Genomic DNA, 16,160 nt, shown 5'->3' with positions numbered 1-16,160 from the left:
AAAACCGTCGTTGACGTGCTACGCTGATTTAGTTCAAATAAAATAAGTAAGTAATTATTTATAACAATAATCAATTGATTCTTATGAAGTATTTGTTTTTTTTATTGATGGGTCGCTCAAATCTGACAGCCAGTTGATAATTAATCTTATCTTAAGGTTTAGTTAAGCTTGCGGCCGTACATTGGCAGTTAATCCACCAGGAACGATTCTCTCTGGCGTTTAATATTCGTTAAATAAAAGAGATCTACAGTGTCATTAAAGAAATTTGATGAGTTTGGGGTTAACTATGGATGAATTTTTACCTTTTTCTCGCCCGGCCATTGGCGATGAAGAAATCGCAGCGGTAGAAAAGGTATTGCGCTCCGGCTGGATCACCACCGGGCCGCAGAATCAGCAATTGGAAAGCGAATTCTGCTCCACCTTCGGATGTAAACACGCCATCGCCGTTTGTTCCGCCACTGCGGGTATGCACATCACCCTGATGGCGCTGGGCATTGGGCCGGGTGATGAAGTTATCACACCTTCGCAAACCTGGGTTTCCACTCTCAACATGATTGAATTGCTTGGCGCGACGCCGGTGATGATTGACGTTGACCGCGATACGCTGATGGTCAGCGCCGCCGCTGTCGAAGCCGCCATTACGGCCAAAACCAAAGCCATTGTCCCGGTGCATTATGCCGGTGCGCCGCTGCAGATGGATGCTCTGCGTGATGTGGCAAAACGCCACAATCTCCCCCTGATTGAAGATGCCGCCCATGCTGTGGGTGCACGTTACAACAGCGAGTGGGTCGGTGCGCGCGGCACGGCAATTTTTTCCTTCCATGCGATTAAAAATCTGACCTGCGCCGAGGGTGGCCTGATTGCCACCGACGACGATGCGTTGGCGGATCGCGTGCGTTGCCTGAAGTTCCACGGCCTGGCGGTTGACGCCTTCGATCGCCAACAGCTGGGCCGCAAGCCGCAGGCCGAGGTGGTGGAGCCGGGCTACAAATACAACCTTTCGGATATTCACGCGGCTATCGCTGTCGTGCAGTTAGCTCGTTTACCGCAGTTGAACGCCCGCCGCAAAGCGTTGGCCCAGCGTTATTTGGCCGCGCTGGAAGGCTCGCCTTTCCAGCCGCTGGGGCTGCCTGATTACCCGCATGACCACGTCTGGCATCTGTTTATGGTGCGTGTTGATGCCGAGCGTTGCGGCATCGACCGCGACCAACTGATGGAGCGCCTGAAGGCGTTGGGCATAGGTACCGGCCTGCATTTCCGCGCTGCCCATACCCAAAAATTTTACCGTGAACGTTATCCGCAGCTGGCGTTGCCGAACACCGAATGGAACTCGGCGCGTCTTTGCACCTTACCGTTATTCCCTGATATGACCGACGACGATGTCGATCGCGTGGTCAACGCCTTATCTTCTGTTGTGGAGTCATTACGTGTCTCGCGTTGAACCGATAAAAAAAGTTTCGGTGGTGATACCGGTATACAACGAGCAGGAAAGTTTACCCGCCTTGCTTGAGCGTACTACCGCCGCCTGTAAACAACTGACTCAGCCTTATGAAATTATCCTGGTCGATGACGGCAGCAGCGACAACTCTGCCGATATGCTGACCGCTGCGGCAGAACAACCGGGGAGTTGCGTGATTGCCGTTTTGCTGAACCGCAATTACGGTCAACACTCGGCGATTATGGCCGGTTTCAATCAGGTGAGCGGCGATCTGGTGATCACGCTGGACGCCGATTTGCAAAACCCGCCGGAAGAGATCCCGCGTCTGGTACGGGTTGCGGAAGAGGGTTATGACGTAGTGGGCACCGTGCGCGCCAACCGTCAGGACTCCTGGTTCCGCAAAAGCGCCTCACGCATTATCAATATGATGATCCAACGCGCTACCGGTAAATCGATGGGCGATTACGGCTGCATGTTGCGCGCCTACCGCCGCCATATTATCGAAGCCATGTTGAACTGCCACGAACGCAGCACCTTTATCCCGATCCTGGCGAACACCTTTGCCCGGCGCACCACAGAAATCGACGTACTGCACGCCGAACGCGAGTTTGGCGACTCCAAATACAGCCTGATGAAGCTGATTAACCTGATGTACGACTTGCTTACCTGCCTGACGACGACGCCGCTGCGTTTGCTCAGCGTCGTAGGCAGCGTGGTGGCGCTCTCAGGGTTTGTGCTGGCGGTGGTGTTGATCGCCCTGCGTTTGATTATGGGGCCTGAATGGTCGGGCGGCGGGGTGTTCACCCTGTTTGCGGTGCTGTTTACCTTTATCGGCGCTCAATTTGTCGGCATGGGGCTGTTGGGAGAATACATCGGCCGCATCTATACCGACGTACGTGCTCGTCCTCGTTATTTTGTTCAGAAAGTGGTCGGCGAACAGCCGGTTCACAATACTCAGGAAGAAGAATGATGAAAGCTATTGTATTTGCTTACCATGATATTGGCTGCGCGGGTTTGAAAGCGCTGACTGAGGCAGGTTATGACGTTCAGGCGGTATTCACGCATACCGACGATCCTGGTGAGAACAACTTCTTCTCCTCCGTAGCACGTTTGGGCGCTGAATTGGAGTTGCCGGTCTATGCGCCGGAAGACGTTAACCACCCGTTGTGGATCGAACGTATCCGTCAGTTGCAACCGGACGTTATTTTCTCATTCTATTATCGCAACCTGCTGAGCGATGAGATCCTGTCTCTGGCGCCGCTTGGCGGTTTCAACCTGCACGGTTCGTTGCTGCCGCGCTACCGTGGCCGCGCGCCGGTGAACTGGGCGTTGGTCAATGGCGAAACCGAAACCGGCGCCACGCTGCACAAAATGGTCAAACGCCCGGACGCCGGGGATATTGTTGGCCAGCGTAAAGTGGCGATCACCGCTGAAGATACGGCGCTGACGTTGCACAAAAAAGTGCTGGAAGCAGCGCAGGCGCTGCTGAAAGACGAGCTGCCTAAACTGAAAAACGGCACCGCCTCATTCACTGCGCAAAATGAAGCCGACGCCAGCTATTTTGGCCGCCGCACTGCCGCAGACGGTGAAATTTCGTGGCATAAATCCGCACAGGAAATCAACAACCTGATCCGTGCGGTCACCGAGCCTTACCCTGGCGCATTCAGCTACCTTGGCCAGCGTAAAATGATCGTCTGGCGCGCCCGGGTGCTGGATGCCCAGCATGATAAACAACCGGGCACTGTGCTCAGCACCTCTCCGCTGATCATCGCTTGCGGTGAGGGCGCGCTGGAAATCGTTGCCGGGCAAAACGAGACCGGTCTGTACGTGCAGGGCAGCCGTCTGGCGCAGGAAATGGGGATCGTGACCGATGTGCGCCTGGCCGCGAAGGCCAATGCGGTCATGAAACGCAGAACCCGCGTGTTGATCCTGGGCGTCAACGGTTTTATCGGTAACCACCTGACAGAACGCCTGCTGCGTGACGACCGTTACGACATTTACGGCCTGGATATCGGTTCGGATGCCATCAGCCGCTTCCTGGATAACCCGCGCTTCCACTTTGTGGAAGGGGATATCAGCATCCACTCGGAGTGGATCGAGTATCACATCAAGAAATGCGACGTGGTGCTGCCGCTGGTGGCGATTGCGACGCCAATCGAATACACCCGCAACCCACTGCGCGTATTCGAGCTGGATTTCGAAGAAAACCTGAAAATCGTCCGCGACTGCGTGAAATACAATAAGCGCATTATCTTCCCGTCCACCTCCGAGGTGTATGGCATGTGCGACGACAAAGAGTTTGATGAAGATCACTCGCGCCTGATCGTCGGGCCGATCAACAAACAGCGCTGGATTTACTCGGTGTCCAAGCAGTTGCTGGACCGGGTGATTTGGGCGTACGGAGCCAAGGAAGGATTGAAGTTCACGCTGTTCCGCCCGTTTAACTGGATGGGGCCGCGCCTGGATAATCTGGATGCTGCACGTATCGGTTCATCACGCGCCATCACCCAATTGATTCTCAACCTGGTGGAAGGCTCGCCGATCAAACTGATGGACGGCGGGGCACAAAAACGCTGCTTTACCGATATCAACGACGGTATCGAAGCGCTGTTTCGCATTATCGAAAACCGTGACGGTTTGTGTGACGGCCAGATCGTCAATATCGGTAATCCGACCAACGAAGCCAGCATCCGTGAACTGGCGGAAATGCTGCTCGAGAGCTTCAACCACCACCCGTTGCGCGAGCGCTTTCCGCCGTTTGCCGGTTTCAAGGATGTAGAAAGCAGCAGCTATTACGGTAAAGGGTATCAGGACGTTGAGCACCGTACGCCGAGCATCAAGAATGCCCGCCGCTTGCTGGGTTGGCAGCCGACCATCGCTATGCGGCAGACCGTTGCAGACACGTTGGATTACTTCCTGCGCACCACCGTTCAGGAAGGTAAAGGTGAATGAAGAAAGTCGGTCTGCGAGTTGATGTAGATACCTTCAGCGGCACCCGGGAAGGGGTGCCGCAGTTGCTGGAACTGTTCGACAAATACGATGTTCAGGCCAGTTTCTTCTTCAGCGTAGGACCGGACAATATGGGGCGCCATCTGTGGCGCCTTTTACGTCCGAAATTCCTGTGGAAAATGTTGCGCTCGAACGCTGCGTCCTTGTACGGCTGGGATATCCTGCTGGCCGGTACCGCCTGGCCGGGGCGCAATATTTCCCGCGCGCTGGGGCCGTTGATGAAGCGCACCGCCGAGGCCGGGCATGAGGTGGGGCTGCACGCCTGGGATCATCAGGGCTGGCAGGCGAACGTCGGCCGCTGGTCCGAGGCGCAACTGACGCAACAGGTCCAGCGGGGCGTGGATGCACTAACCGCCAGCATTGATCAGCCGGTAAGATGTTCGGCGGTCGCCGGCTGGCGTGCGGACACGCGGGTGCTGGAGGTGAAGCAGCGTTTCGGTTTTCACTACAACAGCGATTGCCGGGGCACCCATCCATTCCGTCCGCTGTTAAGCGATGGTCGCATGGGCACCGTTCAGATCCCGGTAACGCTGCCTACCTTTGATGAGGTGATTGGCAGTGAAGTCAGTATGGCCGACTTCAACGATTACATTTTGCAAGCCATTGAAAACGATCGCGGCGTGCCGGTGTACACCATACATACCGAAGTGGAAGGGATGTCGCAGGCGGCGATGTTCGAACAGTTACTGCAGCGTGCGCAACGGCAGGGCATAGCATTCTGCCCGTTAAGCGAACTGCTGCCGCACGATTTGGCGTCATTGCCATTGGGCCGCATCAAGCGCGCTCCTTTCCCCGGCCGCGAAGGTTGGCTGGGTTGTCAAACCGATGTGAAGGACGATTCATGAAGGCGCTAAAAGGATCATGGGCCATTTTGCTGGCCATTTTTTTTGCTCTGGTTTACCTGATTCCCCTGAATGGCCGCCTGCTGTGGCAGCCAGATGAAACCCGTTATGCCGAGATCAGCCGCGAGATGCTGCAGCGCGGCGATTGGGTGGTGCCCAATCTGCTTGGCCTGCGTTATTTTGAAAAGCCGGTAGCCGGTTATTGGTTTAACAACATCAGCCAATGGCTGTTTGGCGATAGCAATTTTGCGGTGCGTTTCGGTTCGGTATTCAGCACCGGCATGACCGCGCTGCTGGTGTTTGCGCTGGCGATGCTGATGTGGCGCAATGCGCGCCGCGCCAGCCTGGCAGTGCTGATTTTCCTGTCGATGGTACTGGTGTTCAGCATCGGCACTTACAGCGTACTGGATCCGATGATCGCCTTGTGGCTGACCGCCGCGATGGTCAGCTATTACCTGACGCTGAAGGCCACCACGGCCAAAGGCAAGCTGGGCGGTTACGTGCTGCTGGGTTTGGCCTGCGGCATGGGCTTTATGACCAAGGGGTTCCTGGCGCTGGCGGTGCCGGTGATTGCGGTGATCCCGATCGTCATTCAGCAGCGGCGGATTAAAGATCTCCTGATTTACGGCCCGGTGGCGATCGTGGTGGCGGTGCTGCTCAGCCTGCCCTGGGCGCTGGCCATTGCCCAGCGAGAGCCGGACTTCTGGAATTACTTCTTCTGGGTGGAGCATATTCAACGCTTTGCCGAGGACAACGCGCAACATAAGGCACCGTTCTGGTACTACATTCCGATTCTGTTTGCCGGGGTGCTGCCGTGGGCTGCCTTGCTGCCAGGGGCGTTGATCAAGGGCTGGCGTGAACGCATCAGTCGCCCTGAGCTGTTTTTCCTGCTTAGCTGGGTCGTGATGCCACTGATCTTCTTCAGCATCGCCAAGGGCAAGCTGCCGACCTATATTCTGCCGTGCATGGCACCGCTGGCACTGCTGATTGCCGCCTATGCCGAGGATTATGCGGCGCTGCTGCGCAGCAAGGCCTTCAAAGTCAATGCGTTGTTAAACGGATTGTTTGGGCTGATTTGCGTGCTGGCGTTGCTGATCATCGGCGCGGGCCTGTTGCCGAAGGTACACTTGTTTAGCGCCCAGGAATGGCCGAAGATAGTTATCGGCATTATCGCTTTTGCCGGGTGGCTAGCGTTCGCCGTGGTATCGGTGCGTGATAATGCACGCCACTGGCGTTGGGCGGCTGCCTGTCCGTTGCTGCTGTGCCTGCTGATTGGCTATGCGATCCCGCAGCAGGTGACCGATTCCAAATTGCCGCAAAACTTCGCACGGGTGAACATGGCAGAATTAAGCCATAGCCGCTATGTGCTGACCGACAGCGTCGGCGTAGCCGCAGGCCTGGCCTGGGAACTGAAGCGCAGCGACGTGCTGATGTTCAGCGAGAAGGGCGAAGTGGGTTATGGTCTGGATTATCCGGATGCCCGTAGCCATTTCATCAGCGACGAAGATTTCCCGCAGTGGTTGGCACAGGCGCGCAAACAGGGCGATGTCTCGCTGGTATTGCAATTGTCGAGAGGGGATCACGTGCCGAAAAACCTACCGGCTGCAGACAAGATTGTTGAGATGAACCGCCTGGCGCTGGTTTGGTACCAACAGCAACCATGATGATCGGTTACCTGTTGGTCATTGCGGTCAGTCTGCTCACCTGCGGTGGGCAGCTGTGCCAGAAACAGGCCGCCCAGTGTTGGCAATTGCCGCCGGACATCAGACGGGGGCCGACGCTGCGCTGGTTGGCGCTGGCGGTGTTGCTGCTGGGGGCCGGCATGGCGGTGTGGCTCAACGTGTTGCAACGTTTGCCGCTCAGCCTGGCGTACCCGATGCTCAGCCTGAATTTTGTGCTGGTGACGCTGGCTGCCCGCTGGCTGTTTCAGGAACCGACCACTTTGCGCCACTGGTGTGGCGTAGCGTCCATTATGCTGGGGATCCTGCTGATGAGTGTGCAACCATGAGGGGCTACGCCTGGGGCGCCGCCAGCGTGCTGCTGGTTACGCTGGCGCAACTGCTGATGAAGTGGGGCATGGCGCAGATCCCGTTGATGTCGCTCGCCGAGGTGACGCCGGCGCTGCTTATGCATTACTGCCTGCCTTTGCTGGCTGTGTGCGGCGGTATCTTTGGCTATGCGCTGTCGATGCTGTGCTGGTTCTTCGCGCTGCATCATCTGCCGCTTAACCGTGCTTATCCGCTGCTGAGCGTCAGCTATGCGCTGGTGTATCTGGCGGCGGTGATCCTGCCTTGGTTCAATGAGTCCGCCACCCTGCTGAAAACGCTCGGTACGCTGTTTATCCTGCTTGGGGTGTGGCTGATTAACAGCAGGGCTGGGGTAAAAACCGCCCAATAGCGCAAAAATTGGCTTCATCGCGATTATCTCCTTCACAGCGCTTGCCTTTTTCCCCATGCGAGAGATAAATTAGCGCCAAATAGCTCTCTCCTAACGTGGTGCCGGCTTCGCCTCGCTGGCGGTGTGGTTGACCGGGCGGCATGATGCGGCAACGGGTTCAATGAAGGGATGGTATGCGGATGCGTGTTTGGTTTTTATTAGCCAGTTTAATCCTTGCCGGTTGCAGCAGTCATGCGCCGCCGTCAAGTGGCCGGTTGGCCGACTCGATCGTGGTGGTGGCTCAATTGAATGAGCAACTGCGACAATGGTACGGCACGCCATACCGTTATGGCGGGATGGATCGCGGCGGCGTCGACTGCTCCGGATTTGTCTATCGCACCTTCCGCGACCGTTTCGATATGCAATTGCCGCGTTCTACCGAAGAGCAAACCGAGCTGGGCACCAAAGTTTCGCGTGATGAACTGATGCCGGGCGATCTGGTGTTTTTCAAAACCGGCGCGGGTGAAAATGGTTTGCACGTCGGCATCTACGACACCAACGATCAATTTATCCACGCCTCAACCAGCCGTGGCGTGATTCGCTCCTCGCTGGACAATGTCTATTGGAAGCGAGCCTACTGGCAGGCGCGGCGTATTTAGCGTTAACCCTTTGATTAGGTGTATCATGGCGGCATCAGGTTCTTAACGGTGACCGCCATGAATAGCTTACGTTTACTGATTTCCGACTCCTGCGATCCCTGGTTCAATCTTGCCGTGGAAGAGTGCATCTTCCGCGAGATGACCACGCAGAAAATCCTGTTCTTATGGCGCAACGCCGAAACCGTGGTCATTGGCCAGTCACAAAACCCGTGGAAAGAATGCAACACCCGACGGATGGAGCAAGACGGGATCCGGCTGGCGCGGCGCAGCAGTGGGGGCGGCGCGGTATTTCACGACCTGGGCAATACCTGTTTTACCTTTATGGCAGGTAAACCCGGCTACGACAAAAACGTGTCCACCGGCATTATTCTGGCTGCGCTGGCTCAACTGGGGATCTCCGCCACGGCGTCAGGGCGCAATGATCTGGTGATCGACACCGCAGAGGGCGTGCGTAAAATATCCGGGTCGGCCTACCGTGAAACTCAGGATCGCGGGTTTCATCACGGTACATTGTTGCTGAATGCCAATCTCAATCGTCTGGCGGATTACCTTAACCCGGACCCCAAAAAATTGCAGGCCAAGGGCATCACTTCTGTGCGTTCTCGCGTCGCCAACCTGGCGGAGTTCCGGCCCGATATCAATCACCGGCAGGTATGTGACGCCGTGACACAGGCATTCTTTGATCATTATGGCGATACCGCCACGGCGGAAATCATTTCTCCGGATGTTTATCCCGATCTGCCGGATTTCGCCGCCCAGTTCGCCAGGCAAAGCAGTTGGGAATGGAATTTCGGCAAAGCGCCGGCATTTAGCCATTTGTTGAATGAGCGATTTGTCTGGGGCGGGGTGGATATCTTCTTTGATGTGGAGAAAGGCGTCATTGAGCGGGCGCAGATTTTCACCGACAGCCTTAACCCTGCGCCGTTGCAACAGTTGGCCGAGAGGCTGGTCGGGTGTGCCTATCGAACTGAGGCTATGGCAAGTTGCTGTGATAGCCTGACCGCGCAGTTTCCCGACCAAGCCGCCGAGTTGGCTGAGCTGCGGCAATGGTTGGTCGAGACGATTAAATAACATTCAGGTTTCGTATATCCTGGGGTGAGGCAGCTCATCCCTTTTTAAACCCTGCGGCCCTCGACTCTTGCAGCCTCTCATCGTCTAAAAATCGTAAATTCCGGTACAGCATAAATCAGCCAAAAATCAAGGTGGGCATTTTTTGGCTGTTTCAATGCCGAGAATAACGCGGTGAATTGATGTGTTATTAAATTTAATCAGTTGTCTTAACGTGGGGGAAGAATAGCTTCTGGCAAGAAGGGCTTGTTTTTAATCGAATAGGAATTTCTTTAATTAAAACAATGAAGATAATTCAAATTTTAAGAATTGTGCCATCACTTAAGTTAAATTCCTCCCGATTTATTCGTAACTTTCAGGTTTTGCCATAAGTTAAATTGTTTTTTTATTCTTTTTTCCGTGAGTCACGAATAGCTTTAATCTATCAATTAAATGATAACTTATTGGTAATTACATTGATATTTCCGATTAATCCCAGGGGGATTGATCGATAAAATATATTGATATACGATGATCTGCTCGCCATTCTGCCTGTGGCATTAAAATGAAAATTCAATTCGAAGCTGACTTTATTAGTAGCTATGTTTTTCAACCCGTTTACTCGATGGAAGGCAGGCTGCTGGCGGTAGAAATATTATGCCGTTTCAATAGCCTGGACGGTGATTTGGCCATGCCCGCCGACATTGGGATTAATTTATTGACCGCCTCGCAAAGGATTGAGTTATTTCATGAGCAATTGAGGCTGGCAGAGCAACATGCCGGTTGGTTTGTCGAGCACGACGTGTTGTTGACCCTCAATATCGAAGAAACCCTTGTCGATGTGATCCTCACTGACGATCTCCTGTGCCAACGCCTACGGCAATGGCCGTTTATTGCGTTCGAGATCAGTGAGGGTTTTCCGAATCTTTCAGCAGGAAAAAACAATACCAAGGTCAGCCGGCTAAGCGAGATTTTCCCTCTGTGGCTGGATAACTTTGGCTCAGGGCAGGCGACATTGACCGCATTGTATGATGGCCTGTTCGACTATGTGAAAATCGACAAACGTTTTTACTGGCAGCTTTTTGACCACCAAGGGTATGACGTGGTTATCGACTCGCTCTTGAAGAATATCAATCTGCTGTGCAAGGGGGTGATTGTCTGTGGCATAGAGAAGAAGGAATATTTTAATAAGCTCAGGCACGCCGGCGTTTTTGGTTTGCAGGGGTTTTTATGGCTCAGCGTTGATGTGGATAATCTGGCTGCTTTGCGGATAACGCCCGAAGAGTTCAATAACAATAACGGATAGCGCTGTACACCCCGGAGTAATAATGGACCGGATGCGATTCCGACCCTGTTATTTATTATGTTTTTCTGGCTGATAAAGCCCCCCATTCATTGGCGCAACAAGGTGCTTAAGCCGTATCGGCGTAAACCTCGAGCCTCCGCCTCTGCCCGGATCCCCGGCAGAGGTGTTCTCCCTGCATTTCCTCTGTGTTAATCCGCACGCCCAGGCTCTACACTAAGCGGATACGGAGGGCCTATGCCGCAGTTTGAAAACGCTTATCACCACCAGTTACCCGGTTTTTATACCGAATTGAAACCCACGCCGCTGAAGGGCGCCCGCCTGCTGTATCACAGCGAACCGCTGGCGCGGGAACTGGGGTTGGACGAAAGCTGGTTTACCCAGGACAAGAGCCCGATATGGTCGGGCGAAACGCTGCTGCCCGGCATGCAGCCGTTGGCGCAGGTGTACAGCGGCCACCAGTTTGGCGTTTGGGCCGGGCAATTGGGTGACGGCCGCGGCATTTTGCTCGGCGAGCAAAAGCTGGCGGACGGCCGCAGTATGGACTGGCATCTGAAAGGGGCTGGGCTAACGCCTTATTCGCGGATGGGTGACGGCCGTGCCGTATTGCGTTCGGCGATCCGTGAGTTTTTGGCCTCCGAGGCGCTGCATCATTTGGGGATCCCGACCACGCGTGCGTTGACCCTGGTGACCAGCGAGCAGCCCGTCTTTCGTGAACAGCCAGAGCGTGGGGCGATGTTGCTGCGCGTGGCGGAAAGCCATGTGCGCTTCGGTCATTTTGAGCATTTCTACTACCGCAAACAGCCAGAACAGGTGCAACAGCTGGCCGATTTTGTGATCGCCCGCCATTGGCCGCAGTTGAAGGATCACGACGACGGCTATTTACCCTGGTTTATTGACGTTGTTGAGCGCACTGCGCGTTTAATCGCGCATTGGCAGACCGTTGGGTTCGCTCACGGGGTGATGAACACCGATAATATGTCGATTCTGGGCATCACCATCGATTATGGCCCTTACGCTTTCCTCGATGATTACAAACCTGACTTTATCTGCAACCACTCGGATCATCAGGGGCGTTATGCTTTTGATAACCAACCCGCCGTTGCGCTGTGGAACCTCCATCGGTTGGCGCAGGCGCTGTCCGGGTTGATGACCACCGAGCAGTTGCAGCAGGCGCTGGCGGCCTATGAGCCGGCGTTGATGCGCGCCTATGGGGAACAGATGCGCGCCAAGCTCGGTTTTTTCACCCAGTCGACGCAGGATAACGATCTGCTGACCGGGCTGTTGAGCCTGATGGCACAAGAGGGGCGTGACTATACCCGTACTTTCCGCTTGCTGAGCCAGACGGAACAGCAACAGGCGCAGTCGCCGTTGCGGGACGAGTTTATCGATCGCGGCGCATTCGACGCTTGGTATCAGCAATATCGGCAGCGTTTGCAGCAAGAGCAGGTGAGCGACAGTGAACGGCAGCAGGCGATGAAGGCGGCAAATCCCAAATTAATCCTGCGCAATTATCTGGCGCAGCAGGCGATTGAGAGCGCCGAGCAGGATGATGTCAGCAAGCTGGCGCGCCTGCATCAGGCGTTGCTGACGCCGTTTGCCGACGCGGCCGAATACGACGATCTCGCCGCCTTGCCGCCGGACTGGGGCAAGCATTTGGAGATTTCCTGTTCGAGTTGAAATACCCGACGTATTTCAGGCGGCACCGGGCTAACGCGGGCGCAGCATGCTGCGCCCTAAAAAAACGCCGGACTGAAAGCCGGACAAGCATGGCGGCCCATTCACTGGCGCAGATAAACCTGTGGCAACGCCACTTCCGGGTGGTGCACCACGCCTAAATCGGCTTGATACCAGCGGGTCAGAATATCCGCCTGCAATACCTCCTGCGGCGTGCCCGCGGCAACCAGGCGCCCCTGATGCAGCAATAAAATCCGGTCGGCATACAGCGCGGCCAAATTCAGGTCGTGCAGTACGCAGCACACCGCAATGGGCTGTTGCCGAGTCAGTGAACGCAACAACCTCAGCGTATGCTGCTGATGGTAGAGATCCAGCGCCGAGGTGGGTTCGTCCAGGAACAACCAGGAAGGCGAAGGCTGCGGCTGCCAAAGCTGCGCCAGCACACGGGCTAACTGTACCCGTTGCTGTTCACCGCCGGAAAGGCGGCGATAATCCCGCTGGGCCAGTTCAAGACAATCGGTTTGCGCCATCACCTGCTGCACCGCTTGCTGCACATTGCGCTTGCCGTGCGGTGATCTGCCCATGCTGACCACTTCCTCGACGGTAAACGGAAAGGCCAGATCGCTGTGCTGGCGCATCACCGCGCGTACTTTGGCCAACTGTTGGGGTTGCCACTGATCCAACGGCCGCCCGAGGAGTTGGCACTCGCCGCAGCCCGGCGACAGGTAGCCGGTCAGCAGACGCAGCAGCGTCGATTTCCCCGCGCCGTTTGGCCCGATAATCGCCACCATTTCGCCGCTGGCGATGTTCAGCGAGACGTCGTTGATTAACCGGCGCGAACCCAGGCTGTAACGTAACTGCTGCGCCGTCAGGCTTGATGCGTTATCCACCCATACGCTCCCGCTGGCGCATGACCAGCCATAAGAAATAAGGCCCGCCAATCAGACTGGTCATCAGCCCGACCGGCATCTCCGCCGGTGCCACCAGTGTCCGTGCCAGCGTGTCGCTGACCAGCAGCAGGCAGGCTCCACCCAGCGCGGAACAGGGCAACAGCCAGCGGTGGTCGCCGCCGAGCCGCATGCGCACCAGGTGCGGCACCACCAGACCGATAAAACCGATGACGCCGCTCATTGCCACCGCAGCGCCAATCAGCAATGCGCTGAGCAGAAGCAGTTGCAGTTTGGCGCGCTGGACATTTACGCCAAGGTAGTGCGCCTCTTCATCGCCCAGTTGCAGCAGGTTCAGGCGGCGCGCCTGTAACAGCGTCAGCAGGGCCGCCGGCAGGATCAAAGAGGCAGATACGATCAGCGTCGGCCACTGGGACTGGCTCAGGCTGCCCATCATCCACAATGAAAACTGACGCAGCTGTTGATCGCTGCTGAGATAAGACAGCACGCCGATGGCCGCCATGCACAGGGCGTTGATGGCGATCCCCGCCAGCAACAGGCGTGACAGACTGCCGTGCCCGCTGCGGCTGATGCCGTAGATCAGCAGTGACACCAGCATGCTGCCGAGAAAAGCCGCCAGCATGTGACCATACAGGGCAATCACCGGCGGCAGGGCCAGCGGCATAACGATAATCAGCGCGACGAACAGCGCGCCACCGCTACTGATGCCCAACAGGCTGGGGTCGGCCAGTGGATTGCGGAACAGCCCCTGCATGACTGCGCCGGACACCGCCAGTGCGCAGCCGATGACTACCGCCAGCAGCACGCGCGGCAGGCGGATGTTTAGCCAGATATGCCAAGAGGTATCGCTGAACGGCTCCTGCCACAGGGTGCGAAACGACAGCGTCAGTGCGCCCATATTGGCGGCGCCCAGCGCCAATAGCGCAAGCAGCACCAGCAGGCCGGCAATGGTCACGCGCGGAGAGGTGCGACCGGGCATTACTTTTGCTCCGCCGCATGGCGCAGTTTGGCCAGCGCGGCCGGCGTTTCCAGCCCAAAGCCCAGCAGCGCCATATCCTCGACCACCAACACGCGGTGGTTTTTGCCGGCAGGCGTGAGGGCAAGACCAGGCAGTTTCCACAGTTGCTGCAGGCCACCGAGGGTCTTGACGCCATCGGTGGTGACCAGCAGCAGATCAGGTGCGCTGGCAATTACGCCTTCCTGCGACAGCGGGCGGTAACGGCTGAACCCTTGCATCGCATTCTTCAACCCTGCGGCGGTGATGACTGCATCGGCGGCGGTATGTTGCCCGGCGGCCATCGGCGTAATACCACCGTGGCTCATGACGAACAACACTCGGATCGGCAACGAAGACGTGTTCACCTGCGCGAGCTGTTGTTGGTAACGGTCGCTCAGTTGCTTGCCCTGATCGGCGCGTTGCAACGCCAGGGCGATGACCGCGATTTTCTCCGGCACCGCCTGCAAGGTTGTGTCGCCGGGAACTCGCACCACCTTGATGCCGCTGTCCTCCAACTGCTTGAGCACCAGCGCCGGCTCAGCCAGTTCGGTGGCCAGCACCAGCGTGGGTTTCAGCGCCAGAATACCTTCGGCATTGAGCTGGCGCATATAGCCGACATCCGGCAGCGGTTTCACGGCCTCCGGCTGCAGACTGGTGCTGTCTCTTGCAATGATCTCATCGCCCGCGCCAAGGGCGAAGGCAATTTCGGTGACGTCACCGCCTATCGAGACAATACGTTCCGCCGCCGCAGCGGTGAACGGTAACGCCAGCGCAAGGCACAACGTGAGACTGCGGGGCAATGAAGCTTTCATGCGGCAATGTCCTTGGGTTCAAGTGCGGCAACCTGCTCACGCCACTGAGTTTGTTCCGGCTGGCCCTCGGTACGTTGTCCGTAAAGTTGGGCGATTTGCGTGCCGTCGGCGGCGAACAGTTCCAGGCTGGTAACGAAGCCGTCTTTGGTGGGTTTGCGGGTGATCCAGCTTTCGGCAATAGCGCCTTCGATCAGGTGCAGGGTAAAGCGGCGGTTAAACACGTTAATCCAACCTTCCTGCGGCATCAGTCGCTCGATCTGGCCGGTGAAGATCTGCACGCAACCGCGGTTGCCGACAAAAATCATGATCTCGTTTTGCAGATTCTGAGCGGCGTCCAACAACTGCGCCAAGGCGTTATTATCCACCCGATACGCCAGATCGTTGCCGACGGCGCGGAAAGCCTGCTGACGCGTCAGCTGATAGCGGCCCAGCAGTTGGAAGAACTGGTGAACGTCGGTCATTTCACGCCATTCCCGGTCAATTTTTTCGGCATCCGGTGCGGTGTTGCCGACCGTGGCGTCTGCAGCCTTCAGTTCCAGAGCCGGATTTTCTGCGCTCAAATGGCGCTCGACCAGCGCCATCCAGGCCACAAGGTCTGTTTCCTCGGTGGTGTACACCTTATGCAAGGCGTCGCCCTGATGATCGAAGAACTGAATACTGTGGCGCACGCCGCGTTTGTTGGTTTCGCTCATGGCAAATACGCTGGCCCACTGATTGAGGAACAGGCGCAAATCCAGCTCGCGTGGGTTAAGAATCAACCCCGCGTGGCCGTTCAGGTGTTGGTTAAGGTAGCGACCCATTTGCTCATGTACCGCATAGCTGTTGCGAGTAATGGATTTGGTGACGCCAACCAGCTCCAGCTCGGTCAGCAGGGTTCGCGCATCGGCTTGCAGGCGGCGGGTGTCTTCGCCCACGCGGGCATGGGTCAGTTCCGCTTCGCTGACACCCAGCAGCTCCGCCAGATCGCGTGCGTATTTGCCGGGATTATCAATTTTTGCCTGTTGGTAACTGGCGTATAAGTTATTGCTCATCGGTTGTGCTCCTGTGTGTGGTTCAAGCGGCGGGCAATCGGCTTGCCCGCCGTATTCAAAA

15 protein-coding genes are annotated in these 16,160 nt (G+C 56.5%); 11 read left to right on the top strand and 4 right to left on the bottom strand.

Going from position 1 to position 16,160, the window contains the following annotated elements; genetic code table 11:
* The first annotated feature begins 286 nt into the window (after positions 1 to 286).
* The 11 genes from arnB (at position 287) to D4100_RS03545 (ending at position 12,354) form a co-directional block, all read left to right on the top strand.
* A complete protein-coding gene (gene arnB / locus D4100_RS03595; RefSeq protein ID WP_119803113.1) occupies positions 287 to 1,441 on the top strand; it encodes a UDP-4-amino-4-deoxy-L-arabinose aminotransferase in 1,155 nt (384 codons plus the stop codon).
* Complete coding sequence (arnC, locus tag D4100_RS03590; RefSeq protein ID WP_006324910.1) at positions 1,428 to 2,408, top strand: undecaprenyl-phosphate 4-deoxy-4-formamido-L-arabinose transferase; 981 nt, start codon at positions 1,428 to 1,430, stop codon at positions 2,406 to 2,408. Before arnB ends, arnC begins: the two co-directional genes overlap by 14 nt.
* A complete protein-coding gene (gene arnA, locus D4100_RS03585) occupies positions 2,408 to 4,390 on the top strand; it encodes a bifunctional UDP-4-amino-4-deoxy-L-arabinose formyltransferase/UDP-glucuronic acid oxidase ArnA (RefSeq protein ID WP_119804103.1) in 1,983 nt (660 codons plus the stop codon). Before arnC ends, arnA begins: the two co-directional genes overlap by 1 nt.
* Positions 4,387 to 5,292 (top strand): 4-deoxy-4-formamido-L-arabinose-phosphoundecaprenol deformylase, encoded by a 906-nt coding sequence (gene arnD, locus D4100_RS03580; protein WP_119803111.1) that lies wholly within the window; start codon positions 4,387 to 4,389, stop codon positions 5,290 to 5,292. Before arnA ends, arnD begins: the two co-directional genes overlap by 4 nt.
* Entirely contained in the window at positions 5,289 to 6,953 is a 1,665-nt protein-coding gene (gene arnT, locus D4100_RS03575) for a lipid IV(A) 4-amino-4-deoxy-L-arabinosyltransferase (protein WP_006320269.1), read from the top strand. Before arnD ends, arnT begins: the two co-directional genes overlap by 4 nt.
* On the top strand, positions 6,950 to 7,297 hold the full coding sequence (gene arnE, locus D4100_RS03570) for a 4-amino-4-deoxy-L-arabinose-phosphoundecaprenol flippase subunit ArnE (protein ID WP_043912800.1): 348 nt from the start codon (positions 6,950 to 6,952) through the stop codon (positions 7,295 to 7,297). The genes arnT and arnE overlap by 4 nt, the downstream gene beginning before the upstream one ends.
* On the top strand, positions 7,294 to 7,686 hold the full coding sequence (gene arnF, locus D4100_RS03565; RefSeq protein ID WP_006320267.1) for a 4-amino-4-deoxy-L-arabinose-phosphoundecaprenol flippase subunit ArnF: 393 nt from the start codon (positions 7,294 to 7,296) through the stop codon (positions 7,684 to 7,686). Before arnE ends, arnF begins: the two co-directional genes overlap by 4 nt.
* A gap of 173 nt (positions 7,687 to 7,859) precedes the next feature.
* Positions 7,860 to 8,324 (top strand): NlpC/P60 family protein, encoded by a 465-nt coding sequence (locus tag D4100_RS03560; RefSeq protein WP_119803109.1) that lies wholly within the window; start codon positions 7,860 to 7,862, stop codon positions 8,322 to 8,324.
* Between the two features lie 57 nt (positions 8,325 to 8,381).
* Positions 8,382 to 9,395 (top strand): lipoate--protein ligase, encoded by a 1,014-nt coding sequence (locus D4100_RS03555; protein WP_119803107.1) that lies wholly within the window; start codon positions 8,382 to 8,384, stop codon positions 9,393 to 9,395.
* Positions 9,396 to 9,936: 541 nt separating this feature from the next.
* Entirely contained in the window at positions 9,937 to 10,677 is a 741-nt protein-coding gene (locus tag D4100_RS03550) for an EAL domain-containing protein (RefSeq protein WP_119803105.1), read from the top strand.
* Positions 10,678 to 10,911: 234 nt separating this feature from the next.
* Positions 10,912 to 12,354, top strand: a complete 1,443-nt coding sequence (locus D4100_RS03545; RefSeq protein WP_006320246.1) for a protein adenylyltransferase SelO — start codon at positions 10,912 to 10,914, stop codon at positions 12,352 to 12,354.
* 101 nt (positions 12,355 to 12,455) lie between these two features.
* On the opposite strand, the gene D4100_RS03540 is transcribed toward D4100_RS03545, so the two are convergent.
* From D4100_RS03540 to D4100_RS03525, 4 genes are read right to left on the bottom strand one after another with little or no spacing between them, the layout of a single operon-like run.
* Complete coding sequence (locus tag D4100_RS03540; protein ID WP_006320245.1) at positions 12,456 to 13,241, bottom strand: heme ABC transporter ATP-binding protein; 786 nt, start codon at positions 13,239 to 13,241, stop codon at positions 12,456 to 12,458.
* The gene (locus tag D4100_RS03535) at positions 13,234 to 14,238 is read right to left on the bottom strand and encodes a FecCD family ABC transporter permease (RefSeq protein WP_006320244.1); all 1,005 of its coding nucleotides are present in this window, start codon (positions 14,236 to 14,238) and stop codon (positions 13,234 to 13,236) included. The genes D4100_RS03540 and D4100_RS03535 overlap by 8 nt, the downstream gene beginning before the upstream one ends.
* Positions 14,238 to 15,068: a heme/hemin ABC transporter substrate-binding protein gene (locus tag D4100_RS03530; protein WP_119803103.1), complete on the bottom strand. Its 831-nt coding sequence runs from the start codon at positions 15,066 to 15,068 to the stop codon at positions 14,238 to 14,240. Before D4100_RS03530 ends, D4100_RS03535 begins: the two co-directional genes overlap by 1 nt.
* Positions 15,065 to 16,099, bottom strand: a complete 1,035-nt coding sequence (locus tag D4100_RS03525; RefSeq protein ID WP_119803101.1) for a hemin-degrading factor — start codon at positions 16,097 to 16,099, stop codon at positions 15,065 to 15,067. Before D4100_RS03525 ends, D4100_RS03530 begins: the two co-directional genes overlap by 4 nt.
* Positions 16,100 to 16,160: the final 61 nt, after the last annotated feature.

The sequence above is a fragment of the Serratia inhibens genome (assembly GCF_003591175.1).
In the GTDB taxonomy this organism is placed as follows: Bacteria; Pseudomonadota; Gammaproteobacteria; order Enterobacterales; family Enterobacteriaceae; genus Serratia; species Serratia inhibens.
This window is presented reverse-complemented; position numbering and strand designations above follow the sequence as displayed.